General features: G+C 71.8%; 8 protein-coding genes, 2 tRNA genes and 1 other RNA gene. 4 read left to right on the top strand and 7 right to left on the bottom strand.

Going from position 1 to position 11,926, the window contains the following annotated elements; translation table 11 throughout:
- The first annotated feature begins 13 nt into the window (after window positions 1-13).
- Window positions 14-89 (top strand) — tRNA-Gly (locus tag ACWFR1_RS23450).
- Between the two features lie 51 nt (window positions 90-140).
- On the opposite strand, the gene ACWFR1_RS23445 is transcribed toward ACWFR1_RS23450, so the two are convergent.
- From ACWFR1_RS23445 to ffs, 6 genes are all read right to left on the bottom strand, one after another.
- On the bottom strand, window positions 141-1,064 hold the full coding sequence (locus ACWFR1_RS23445) for a phosphoribosylaminoimidazolesuccinocarboxamide synthase (protein ID WP_453554172.1): 924 nt from the start codon (window positions 1,062-1,064) through the stop codon (window positions 141-143).
- 88 nt (window positions 1,065-1,152) lie between these two features.
- Complete coding sequence (locus ACWFR1_RS23440) at window positions 1,153-2,613, bottom strand: N,N-dimethylformamidase beta subunit family domain-containing protein (RefSeq protein WP_453554170.1); 1,461 nt, start codon at window positions 2,611-2,613, stop codon at window positions 1,153-1,155.
- A gap of 182 nt (window positions 2,614-2,795) precedes the next feature.
- The gene (locus ACWFR1_RS23435; RefSeq protein WP_453554168.1) at window positions 2,796-4,640 is read right to left on the bottom strand and encodes a hypothetical protein; all 1,845 of its coding nucleotides are present in this window, start codon (window positions 4,638-4,640) and stop codon (window positions 2,796-2,798) included.
- A 260-nt stretch (window positions 4,641-4,900) separates the two neighbouring features.
- On the bottom strand, window positions 4,901-6,151 hold the full coding sequence (purD, locus tag ACWFR1_RS23430; RefSeq protein ID WP_453554166.1) for a phosphoribosylamine--glycine ligase: 1,251 nt from the start codon (window positions 6,149-6,151) through the stop codon (window positions 4,901-4,903).
- A 61-nt stretch (window positions 6,152-6,212) separates the two neighbouring features.
- Window positions 6,213-8,426, bottom strand: coding sequence for a DNA polymerase III subunit gamma and tau (locus ACWFR1_RS23425; RefSeq protein ID WP_453554164.1), 2,214 nt, complete (start codon window positions 8,424-8,426; stop codon window positions 6,213-6,215).
- A gap of 125 nt (window positions 8,427-8,551) precedes the next feature.
- Window positions 8,552-8,650, bottom strand: an RNA gene (gene ffs / locus ACWFR1_RS23420) — signal recognition particle sRNA small type.
- 229 nt (window positions 8,651-8,879) lie between these two features.
- On the opposite strand from ffs, the gene ACWFR1_RS23415 reads away from it, so the two are divergent.
- Window positions 8,880-8,967, top strand: a tRNA-Ser gene (locus ACWFR1_RS23415).
- Between the two features lie 107 nt (window positions 8,968-9,074).
- On the opposite strand, the gene ACWFR1_RS23410 is transcribed toward ACWFR1_RS23415, so the two are convergent.
- On the bottom strand, window positions 9,075-10,337 hold the full coding sequence (locus tag ACWFR1_RS23410; protein ID WP_453554162.1) for a competence protein CoiA family protein: 1,263 nt from the start codon (window positions 10,335-10,337) through the stop codon (window positions 9,075-9,077).
- A 196-nt stretch (window positions 10,338-10,533) separates the two neighbouring features.
- Between ACWFR1_RS23410 and ACWFR1_RS23405 the strand changes: the two genes are divergently transcribed.
- Together ACWFR1_RS23405 and ACWFR1_RS23400 are read left to right on the top strand one after the other, a co-directional pair.
- Window positions 10,534-11,010 carry a hypothetical protein gene (locus ACWFR1_RS23405; protein ID WP_453554160.1) on the top strand — a complete coding sequence of 159 codons (477 nt, stop codon included), beginning with the start codon at window positions 10,534-10,536 and terminating at the stop codon, window positions 11,008-11,010.
- On the top strand, window positions 11,007-11,669 hold the full coding sequence (locus ACWFR1_RS23400; protein ID WP_453554158.1) for a hypothetical protein: 663 nt from the start codon (window positions 11,007-11,009) through the stop codon (window positions 11,667-11,669). The genes ACWFR1_RS23405 and ACWFR1_RS23400 overlap by 4 nt, the downstream gene beginning before the upstream one ends.
- Window positions 11,670-11,926 lie beyond the last annotated feature (257 nt).

The raw sequence follows: 11,926 nt of genomic DNA, 5'->3' as shown, positions 1-11,926 counted from the left end.
CGCTACGGCGCATGCGGACGTGGCTCAGTTGGTAGAGCATCACCTTGCCAAGGTGAGGGTCGCGAGTTCGAATCTCGTCGTCCGCTCCATGAAGAAGCCCCCCGGTCGATCTGACCGGGGGGCTTTCTCGTGCCCTGGGGCTACTGGTAGCTGTCGGACCAGGGCTTGCCGGTCAGCAGCTCGTACGCCTCCAGGTACTTGGCGCGCGTCGCGTCGACGATCTCCTGCGGGAGCGGCGGCGGCGGGGTCTCGCTCTTGCGGTCCCAGCCCGAGGCCGGGGACGTCAGCCAGTCGCGCACGAACTGCTTGTCGTACGAGGGCTGGGCGCGGCCCGGCTGCCACTGGCCGGCCGGCCAGAAGCGCGAGGAGTCCGGGGTGAGGACCTCGTCGGCGATGACGAGCCGGTCGCCGTCCGGGGTGCTCTCGAAGCCGAACTCGAACTTGGTGTCGGCCAGGATGATCCCGCGGTCGCGGGCGATGTCACGGGCCCGGGAGTACACGGCGAGGGTCGTCTGGCGCAGCAGCGCGGCCGTCTCGGCGCCGACCTGACGGGCGACCTCCTCGTACGAGACGTTCTCGTCGTGGTCTCCGACCGCGGCCTTGGTGGCCGGGGTGAAGATCGGGGCGGGCAGCTCGGAGCCGTCGGTGAGGCCCTCGGGGAGCGCGAGGCCGCAGACCGTGCGGGACGCCTCGTACTCGACGAGGCCGGAGCCCGTGAGGTAGCCGCGGGCGACGCACTCGACCGGGACCATGTTCAGCGACTTGCAGACGAGGGTCCGGCCGGCCCAGTCGGCGGGGGCGCCGGCGGGGAGCTCGGTGGAGAGGACGTGGTGCGGGACCAGGTCGGCGAGCCGGTCGAACCACCACAGGGAGAGCTGGGTGAGGACCCGGCCCTTGTCGGGGATCTCGGTGGGCAGCACCCAGTCGTACGCGGACATGCGGTCGCTCGCCACCATGACGAGGTCGCCCGCCTCGTTCCGGTACAGGTCGCGGACCTTGCCCGTGTGGAGATGGGTGAGGCCCGGGACCTGGACAGGCTCGGGCTTTTCTACGAATCCGGACACGGTTCCTCCGCGTAGGTTGATCCAGGAGCGTGTCCGATTCTCTCGCACATCCGGGCGGCCCCGGCCGCTAGGGGGTATGACTCCCCGCTCAGTCCCTCTTGCAGATGCGGTCGAGGAGATTCGCGGTGGCGCGCTGGACGCGGGCGTCGACATGGCCCGGGCGGTCCAGCGCCGGCGACCAGGCGAACGTGCCGGACGCGAAGACCCAGGCCCCGGAGGGCGCCTTGTAGAGCGAGGTCTCCTGGTGGCGCACGGCTCCGTCGCCGTCCCGGTAGGGCGAGTGGGCCAGCAGGATGCGGCCCTGGTGCTCGGGGAGCGCGGTGCGCGGGAAGTAGCGGTCGGCCTCGCCCGCGACCAGACCGGGGAGCTCGTCGCCGTCGCCGGCGCCGGTGGCCTCCCAGAGCCAGTGCTCGGCGTTCCGTACGACCAGCGGGTGCGGTTCGGGAACCCGGCCCGCGTACTGGATGCCGAGGAGGCGCTGCTCGGGCCGGTCGACCTCGCGCCAGAGGGCGGGGCGGCCGGGGCCGCGCCGCTTGCGGCAGGTGAGGAGGCGGTCCGGCACCCCGGACGGCGACGGGCCCAGCTCCACCTGCCAGTACATCGTGTTGGCGGAGAGGAAGACGAGGGACGTGCCCTGGTCGCGCGCGAGTTCGGCGGTCTTCCGCATCGGCGCCGACCAGTACTCGTCGTGGCCCGGGAAGACCAGGCCCCGGTAGCGGCTCGGGTCGATCCGGCCCGCGTGCAGGTCGCGGGTCTCCGCGTAGGCCAGGTCGTAGCCGTACCGCTCGGCCCAGCGGATGAAGTCGTAGGCGTGGCCGACGTGGAGGGGCAGGCCCGCGCCCGCGTAGGGGCGGTCGAAGGAGACGGTGACGGCCGCGTCCTCCTCGCCGAGCAGCCGGCCCTCCTCGTCCCAGGCGTGGTAGAGGCTGGCGCCGGTGCGGCCGTCCTCCGGGTAGAGGTTGTACGCCTGCCAGGTCACGTCCGGGAGGACGAGGAGGAGGTCCGCGGGGTGGCGGTCGCGGACCGTGAAGGGGATGTGGGAGCGGTAGCCGTCGGCCGTAGTAAGGACGGCGACGTACGCGCCGATCGACCAGTACGACGGGACCTGGAGCCGCCAGGACTGCCACCAGTGGTGGCAGGAGACCGTGCGGTCGGCGGTGAGCGGGGCGGGCTGGACGATCCCCGAGAGCCGCGGGCTCGTGGTGATCTTCGCGGCGCCGTCGCCGCCGTAGTGGCCGATCCGGTAGACGTCGACGAGGAACTGCTGCGGCGGGTCCACCGTGATGTGGAAGTCGATCGACTCGCCCGGCGCGACGGCCCCGGTCGAGGCGAAGCCCTTGATCTGGCGCTTGACGTCGTCGGCCGTGCGCGGGCCGCCACCGCCGCCGCGGGCGAGGATCTCGTCGGCGTACCAGGGGACCATCTGACCCGTGTCGTCGAAGTAGTTCTCCGAACCGCGGAGCCAGGGCAGCGGGCCCTGTCCGAAGGGATCGCTCACGGCGTGCGCCAGCGCGCCGGACTCCCACCGCCTGATCTGCTCGGCCCCCATGCTGCGCCCCTCCCTCGACTCCCCCGGTCGGCTGGTCAGTGCCTCTGGTTCTTGCCTTTGTCAGTGACGGTCTCCAGCACATCACATAACGCACGCACTCCGTCACCGTTCGTCGCGAATTGACGAGAGTGGAAGCCGGGGCTCCGGGACGGGGGCCGCGGGGGGCGGCTCCGGGGGCTCGGTCAGACCAGGCGCACGGGCTTCTCCGGGCGGACTCCGGTGCGGGCGAGCCAGGCGCGCAGGGGCTCCGGGTCGCCGTCCTCGACGAGGGCGAGGACCCGGGGGCCGAGGTCCGCCGCGCGCTCGCCGCCGACGATCAGGGCGGGGCCGTCGAGCCAGTCGAGGCCGGGGGCGGCCTCCGCGGTGTCGACGGCCGCGCAGCAGACCATCGCGGTCACATGGTCGGCGAGCAGGTCACGGCCGGTGCGGGGCGGCTGGAGCGGGAAGAGCGGCAGGGGTCCGTCGGGGCCGCTGACGACCGCCTGCGGGGCCTTGGCGCTCGGGACGGCGGCCGCCGCCTTCGCGGCCTGGGCGGCGGTGACGGCCGCACGGGCCTCCCGCGCGGCCTCCCGCGCGGCCTCCTCGCGCGCGACGAGCGCGCTGAGCGCACCGGCCAGCGCGTCGGCGGCGGGGTTGGGCTGCCGCTCCTCGTCGAGGTCGTCATCACGGAGGTCCTCGCCGAGATCCTCGCCGGAGGCGCCCGCCTCAGGGAGATCAGAACTCGGGGACCGCGGCGCGGCAGTGGCCGTGGACAGGTGGGCCATCACGCGGGTCAGTGTCGGGCCGGCGGAGGCCGACGAGGAGCCGGTGGTCGCGTCGGCGACGACTCCCAGCCGGTCGAGGACCTCGTGGAGCCGGGCCGCGTCCGTACGCCATTTCCGGTCGACGACCTCCTCCGGGTACTGGCTCCACTCCACCGGCGACCAGTCGGGCCCGGCCTCGGCCGGGCCGCCGTGGAAGAGGCGGGCGGCGAGCAGCGAGGCGGCCTCGTCGACCGCGCCCGGCTCCTCCAGGAGGTCACAGGCCGGCCGCTCGCCGAGCCGGGAGGAGAAGCCGTCCGCGAGCCGGTCGCGGCGGGACAGCTCGGTCAGGGCGGAGACCACGCCCGCGTCGAGCTTGGCGGGCCAGCGGCCCATGCGCCAGGCGGGCAGCGCGACCCGGGTCAGGAGCCGGTCCCAGCCCGCGTAGGCCAGGCCGACCTGCTCCTGGGCGACGATCCGTACGCCGTAGTCCACGGCCTGCGCGCGCTCCGAACCGGCGGCGGCGACCCCACGCTCCATCTCGGCGGCGTGCCCGCGGCAGGCGCGCAGCAGGACGCGGGCGACCTGCCCGACGCCGAGGGCGCCGAGCCTGCGGAAGGGGTCGAGACCGGGGGTCTCGGGGACGGCGACGGCGGCGTCGAGACCGCGGATGAAGCGGCGGGCCGCGGCTATGTCGGGGTGGGCGGCCGGGCCCGTACCGGCGACGACGGGGGCGAGGACCGCGCGCAGCTCGGCGACCCGCATCCACCAGAGGAAGGGCGAGCCTATGACGAGGACGGGAGCCCCGCCGTCGTCGGACGGCCGGTGGGAGGTGTGCTTGTGGAGTGCCCGGTGGGCCCGGTGAGTGCGGTCCTCCAGCCAGCTGTCGCAGTCCGGCGTCAGGGCTATCGCGGAGGGCGCGGGGACCTCGAGCCGGTCGGCCAGGTCCCGCACGAGCCGGTAGAGGTCCGGGGCCGCGGTCTCGGAGAGCTCCACGGTGGGCGTGGCGGCCGGCCGGGCGCGGGCGACGACGAGCGAGACGGCCGTGGCGGCCAGGAGGACCAGGACGGCGAGGACGGTCACCACCCAGCGGGCGGTGTCCCAGCCGGAGCCGGTGAAACGGCCCGTGACCCCGCCCGCGTACAGGACGACGGCCACCGCGGCGGGGAGCACGGCGAGGCCCAGGGCCCTGCCACGGACACGGAGGACGGCGAGGGCCCGGGAGCGCGCTGCGCGCGCACCCCACTCCTCGCCGACAACGGCACCGGTACCGGACACGCCGTACATCACCCCCTCCTGCCCATGTCGGGACTGCCTGTGGCGGTGTTGCTCACTCCCCCACTGTGGCACCCGTCACTGACATCGCAATGCCGGTGGGCCAAGTGCCGGAACGCCTCCGCCGCACCCTAGTTGGGGCAGTGGCGGGCGTCATCCGGATGGCCGAGCCGTCACTCGATGGAATGGCTTTGGGCAAAGGTGATGGCGCTCGTGCGGCCGTACGGTTCACCGTACGGCCGCACGAGAGAACGGCGGAACGCCGTGCCGGATCAGGCCTCGGCGGCCTTCCGCGCGATGTCCGTGCGGTGCTGCGAGCCGTCGAGCCGGATACGGCCGACCGCCGCGTACGCGCGCTCGCGGGCCTGCGCCAGGTCCGTTCCGGTCGCGGTGACCGACAGGACCCGGCCGCCCGCGCTCACGATCGCGTCGCCGTCCCGCTTCGTCCCCGCGTGGAGGACGTACGCGTGCGGGGCGTCCTGCTCCGCGATCTCGTCCAGACCCTCGATGGGGTCGCCGGTGCGCGGCGTCTCCGGGTAGTTGTGCGAGGCGACGACCACGGTGACGGCGGCGTCGTCGCTCCAGCTCAGCGGCGCCTGGTCGGCCAGGGTGCCGTTGGCGGAGTTCAGCAGGACGCCCGCGAGCGGGGTCTTCAGCCGGGCCAGGACCACCTGGGTCTCGGGGTCGCCGAAGCGCGCGTTGAACTCGATGACCCGCACGCCACGGCTGGTGATCGCCAGACCCGCGTACAGCAGGCCGGAGAACGGCGTGCCGCGGCGGCGCAGCTCGTCGACCGTGGGCTGGAGGACGCTGTCCATGACCTCGTCGACCAGCTTGGGGTCGGCCCAGGGCAGCGGCGAGTAGGCGCCCATGCCGCCGGTGTTCGGGCCCTCGTCGCCGTCGAGCGCGCGCTTGAAGTCCTGCGCGGGCCGGAGCGGGAGGACGGTGACGCCGTCGGTGATCGCGAAGAGGGAGACCTCGGGGCCGTCGAGGTACTCCTCGATGACGACCCGGTCGCAGGCGAGGGCGTGCGCCCGGGCCTGCTCGACGTCCTCCGTCACCACGACGCCCTTGCCGGCGGCGAGGCCGTCGTCCTTGACGACGTACGGAGCGCCGAAGGCGTCGAGCGCCTCGTCGATCTCCTCGGGGGTGGTGCAGACGTAGCTGCGGGCGGTGGGCACGCCGGCACCCGCCATGACGTCCTTGGCGAACGCCTTGGAGCCTTCCAGCAGCGCCGCTTCGCGCGACGGACCGAAGACGGGGATGCCGACCGCGCGGACGGCGTCGGCGACACCGGCGACCAGCGGGGCCTCCGGGCCGACGACGACCAGTTCGGCGCCGAGCTCGGTGGCGAGGCGCGCGACGGCTTCGCCGTCCAGCTGGTCGACGGGGTGCAGCTCGGCGACCTCCGCGATTCCGGCGTTGCCGGGCGCGCAGTGCAGAGCGGTGACGTCGGGATCGAGGGAGAGAGAGCGGCACAGGGCGTGTTCGCGGGCGCCGCCGCCGATGACGAGGACCTTCACGCCAGCCAGAGTAGCCCGCTGACCTGGATGCCCCTTGTGCGGGCCACCGAGCGAGACGGCCCTAGTCGTTCGTGTATTCCTCCACAACGGTGGCTCCGAGCTCGCGCACGATCAGGTCGTGCCCGGAGAGGGCGGAGTCGACGAGGTCGGGATCGTCCTCCTCCGGCACGTCGTCCTCGGGCGCCACGGGCTGCGGCGCGGGCGGCGTGTACGCAGGCTCGGGGGCCTGCGCCGGAGCGGGGGCGAAGCCGGGGGCGAAGCCGGGGCCGGACCCCGAGCCGGGGGCGAAACCGGAGCCGGACGCCTGCGGGAAGGCCTGCGTGGGCTGCGCCTGTACGGGGGCGGGCGGCGGGGCCTGCTGGAAGGCGGGCGCGGGGGCGGACGTCTGCGGCCGACCGCCGCCGAAGCCGGTGGCGGCGGGCGGCGGATTGGCGCCGCCGGAGGGGTCGATGATCGCCTCGACCCGCCACTGCACGTTGAACTGCTCGGTGAGGGCCTGCTTCAGGACTTCCTCGCTGCCGCTGCTCGCGAAGTTGTCGCGGGCGCCGGCGTTGAGGAAGCCGAGCTGGAGGGTGGTGCCGTCGAAGCCGGCCACCTGCGCGTTCTGACTGAGCAGGATCCAGGTGAAGCGGCGCTTGTTCTTGACGGCTTCGAGGATCTGCGGCCAGAGGTTCCGCACCTGTGCCACGTCTCCACCGCCGCCACCGCCACCGGCCGCGGGAGCCGGGGCCTGCGGCGCGGGCTGCGCGTGTACGGGAGCGGGGGCGGCGGGCGCCGGTGCCTGTGCGGCGGGGGCTGTTGGGGCGGACGCACCGGGCCAGGCGCCGGGCGCACCGCTGCCGGGGGCCGCGGCCCCGGGCCAGGCACCGGGCCGGGCCGCGGGGGGCTGGGCCTGCGCGGGGGCGGGAGCGGGTGCGGGCGCGTGCTCCACGGGCGCGGGGGCGACCTGGGTGGGCTGCACGGGCTGCATGGGCTGCGCGGGCGCCGGGGCGAGCGGGGGCGGGGCCATCGGGGTGTGGGCGTCGGGCCCTGGCACGTACCCCATGGCGGGCGTGGGCGGCGCGGGCGTGTAGACGGCCCCGGACGCGACTCCGGACCCGGTTCCGGCGCCGGACGCGGCCCCGCGCTCCAGCCGGTCGAGACGCGCCTGGAAGGAACGCTCGTCGTCGAAGGCGGCGGGCAGCAGCACGCGCGCGCAGATCAGCTCCAGCTGGAGCCGGGGCGAGGTGGCGCCGCGCATCTCCGTCAGTCCGGTGTTGACCAGGTCGGCGGCCCTGCTGAGCTCGGCGGCGCCGAACACGGACGCCTGCGCCTGCATGCGCTCGATCACGTCGACCGGGGCGTCGATGAGCCCCTTCTCGGCGGCGTCCGGCACGGCGGCCAGGATCACCAGGTCACGCAGCCGCTCCAGGAGGTCGGCGACGAACCGCCGGGGGTCGTTGCCGCCCTCGATGACCCGGTCGACGACCTCGAACGCGGCGGCGCCGTCACCGGCCGCGAAGGCGTCCACCACCGAGTCGAGCAGTGACCCGTCCGTGTAGCCCAGAAGAGAGGTGGCCATGGCGTACGTCACACCGTCGTCGGCGGCGCCGGCAAGCAGCTGGTCCATGACGGACATCGAGTCACGCACGGACCCGGCGCCCGCGCGCACGACGAGCGGCAGCACGCCGTCCTCGACGGAAGCGCCCTCCTGCCCGCAGACCTGCCCGAGGTACTCCCGCAGGGTCCCGGGCGGCACGAGCCGGAAGGGGTAGTGGTGGGTCCGCGACCGGATGGTCCCGATGACCTTCTCGGGCTCGGTCGTGGCGAAGATGAACTTGAGGTGCTCCGGCGGCTCCTCGACCACCTTCAGGAGGGCGTTGAAGCCCGCCGAGGTGACCATGTGCGCCTCGTCGATGATGTAGATCTTGTACCGGCTGGAGGCGGGCCCGAAGAAGGCCTTCTCCCGCAGGTCACGGGCGTCGTCCACACCACCGTGGGACGCGGCGTCGATCTCGATGACGTCGATCGATCCCGGCCCGTTCCGCGCGAGGTCGCGGCAGGACTGGCACTCGCCGCAGGGCGTCGGCGTCGGACCCTGCTCGCAGTTCAGGCACCGGGCCAGAATCCGCGCGCTGGTCGTCTTTCCGCACCCACGCGGCCCGCTGAACAGGTACGCGTGATTGACCCGGTTGTTCCGCAGGGCCTGCTGCAACGGGTCGGTGACATGCTCCTGCCCGATGACCTCGGCGAAGGACTCGGGGCGATAGCGGCGGTACAGCGCGAGAGACGACACGTATACGAGGTTATAGGCGCGCACCGACAACCCGGGAAAAACCACCGGGCGGGACCTCGTCGCAAGCGGAGGGAAGGGCCTCCGACCACCGTCTTCCACCCCCGGCCGGATCCACCCGGCCCGAGAACGCAAGCGCCCCCCACGCACCCGCCAGAGCCAACCTACCCTTGCTGCCTTCCGGCCCTGGGGGAGTTCAGTCAGATAGCGCCACGTGAGGGGCTCCGCCCAGCCTACCCGATCCCGGAGGCCACCCGATCCACCCCCTCGGACACCCCCTCGGACACCCCCCTCGGACACCCTCTGCGCCGACTTCTCCGCCGGCTTCTCCGACACCTACGGAACGCTCTCCGGCCAGCCACGCGTGACCTCCGCGCACCCCCCGTACGACCTCGCCGGGGGCGTTGATCGAATCGAGTTCGCGAGCACCCTCCTCGGTCATGTAATGTTCCGACCGGAGGATTCGCCTAGTGGCCTAGGGCGCACGCTTGGAAAGCGTGTTGGGGGCAACCCCTCACGAGTTCGAATCTCGTATCCTCCGCCAGTGCCTCACCGGGCACGATGTCGAAGGGCCCCACCGTTCGCGGTGGGGCCCTTCGACGTGTGTGGTCTCAGTTTTGGTCTCAGTTTCCCTCCGGCACGGCGTCGGGCCTACCGGCCGTTGAGAACGGCGCGGCACACACCACAGAACATGGCGGCGTCCCGCCCGTACCTGCGCATCAGCTGGCCGCACTCGGTGCACGGCCCGAGCTCCCACGGCGGGCAGCCCAGCGCTGCGGAGGCAGCCGCCCGCTCGATAGCCGTGATGAGCATCGGGTTCCGGGACCGCTGCACCGGCATCCGAGGGAGAGTGAAGCCGCCGGTGGGCTGACCAAGATCGCGGATGGGTCGGGCGTCGCTGACGAACCAGCCCTCTTCGCCGGCCCTGCAGGTCCGGTCTATCTCCTGCTCGGCGAAGGTGATCTCGTCGTCGTCCTCCTGCACGGGGGCGTCGGGTAGAGGCTCCATCTCACCTATCAGCTCCCGCCACCGCTTGCAGTCAGCCGACGGCACCCACATGTGCCGTCCGGCCCGGCCGCTGCCGCGGTTGGGGACGTAGACCGGCACGCTCTCCCCCGTCGCGCTCTCCAGCACGAGATCTTCGAGGTGGACCGCTTTCTTCTGTGGTTCGCACAGCGCGGGCACGAACCAGTCGGAGTGAACACCGCCGCAATGACCGGCGCCACCGGACAACAGACAGTGCCGGTTGCTGCTGGGAACGCATTTCCACACCTGGAGATAGCGGTACCCGCCGCGGATCACCATCTCCTTGCCGCCAGCGATGTCCTTCCACGGCATGTCGTCCACGCGGGCCCAAGGCGCACGGTCGATCAGGGAGGCCGTGCGGTCCTTGGCCACCCACAGGGGCATGATGCCGTGCTGCACGGCGTTGACCGAGCGGCGGTGCACGCTGCTGGGGCTGAGATGGTGGTACTGGATCTCCCAGCCGATCCGTTTGCCCCCGGGCCCTGTGACGAGGGCATCAGAGATGCTGCGCCGGTTCGCGGTGGGAACCTCGGCCTCAGCTCCCAGGCCGTACCGCGAAGCGGTATCGACGATCCGCTCCTTCGTGGCCTTGTGCTGCTCGCTCTCCGCCGGCGTCGCCTTGTGCGTGATCGGAAGGTGCGATGCGACGAGAGGCCGCCGGCCGCCGACGCGGCCTCGGCGGATGAACATCCACGGAGACTTCCCGCCGGCCTCCGACAGGCACTCGCGTCCGTCGCGGTGTGCGAGGCACTCGAGTAACTGGGGGTCGCGTTCGGCGACGCGTGCGGTGATCTCTCGCAGCAGATCGGGACGCCCCGGGTGACCGAGGTCGGGCAGGGACAGATTGATCTCTATGCCATATCCGGTGTGCCACACGCCATTGGCCATCCGTCCACGATAGGAGCGACCGCCGACAGAGCAACAGATGGCGTATTCCGGGCCGTTGACTGGCGGCTGCTGGGCGGCGACATCCCCACTTCAGTGAACTCCCCAAGGGTGTTGGGTAGATCACCAGATGTCGATCAACGGCACGACTGTCAGACCAAGTGGTTACAGTCCTGAACCGGAGATGAGGGAGGGCAGCGTGCCTGTCGGCAGCAGTGATCACTTCGCGCAGATCATGGAGCAGCTCGGAGAAGAGTTGCCCGATCTCGCCGACCAGCTGAAGCAGGAGGTCCGGCAGGGCCGAGTAGCTTCCGAGCAGCGACTCAGGCAGGAGGGGGAGTACGAAGCGCGCGCCAGCCGGCTGGCGGAGGCCGAGCTCCCGCCCCTCGGCAAGGCTGACATCGCCGTTCTTCCGTACACCGACGACGAGCGCATGGAGCTCGTACGCTCAGCGCTGCTCACTCTTGCCGAGACCATGTACGCGTCACGCAAGGCAGCACTGGACATCGCCTCGAAGCGAGAGATGGAGCTGACCATCGAGTTCGGCGATCCGGAACTGGAATCGATCTCCTACCTCGACCTCAAAGCGGAGACGGAGCTTGCCCGGGTCGCCCTGACGACCGTGCGAGAGCTGCTGTCCGAGGATTCCGACGTGGCGATGGGGAGCATCCAGTGAACAGGGCCAATCTGGTGCTGGCCATCGAGAAGGCGATCGGCGCTCTGCAGCCCGTGTATCGCGGCAACGCCGACGAGTCCGATCTGTACGAGGCATCCCTGCTTGTCGTATGCCTTGAAGCCGCACGGGCCGCAGGCGGGACGGCGCTGCTGACGCAGGATGGCAGGAATCCGGCTGCCGCCCTGCGTTTCCGCAGGTCCCCCGGAAACCTGTGGTCAGGTGACTTCACCCACGTCCTGGTGGGCTTCCCTGGCACGCAAAAGAAGCTGGAGATCCACTTGGGCGTGTTCGTGGCGGCCACCACGTCGAAGGTGGCGCATGAGTGCGATGTCGCCATCCTGGATCACCAGGAGGCCGAGCGGAGTCGCCGCGCCATGGTCCACCCCCGGAGCAGGGGGCTGGTCGCCGCGATCGAGGCAAAGCACTACGGCGCCTCACCCGGCCTCGGGATCGGCCGCGGGTTCTTGGGGCTGGCCCAAGAGCTTGGCGGGAAGAAGTGCTCGCTGGTCTTCCCATCACAGAGCTCCACCACGCTTGGCGCCTTGATCGCCAAGAAGGACAGCGAGGCGTACCCGCAGTTGCTTCCTGGCACGACGGCAGCCGACCGGCTCCGCTCGAAGCTCGACCAGGCCATTCGCAACTGGAAGGACCGGCTTTAAGCCACCCGCTCAGTGCGGCGGGCGAACACGGCATCCGGCCCCGGGCGGCGCGTCCACTTCTGGCCACGTCGTCTGTTTGAGCTTTTTGCCACATTTCACAGCCCGATGGAGGGATATCTTTGGTGCGTCGCCCGTACAGGGAAGACGGCGCCTCGCGCGTGTTCCCCCATGGAGCACCACCGGCGTGTACATGCCGGGCGTGCCGGAAATAGGCTGACCAGTAGGAACACCACGACCCTCGGGCCGCCGCCCTTTGA

Source organism: Streptomyces sp. NPDC055103 (genome assembly GCF_053607625.1).
This window is presented reverse-complemented; position numbering and strand designations above follow the sequence as displayed.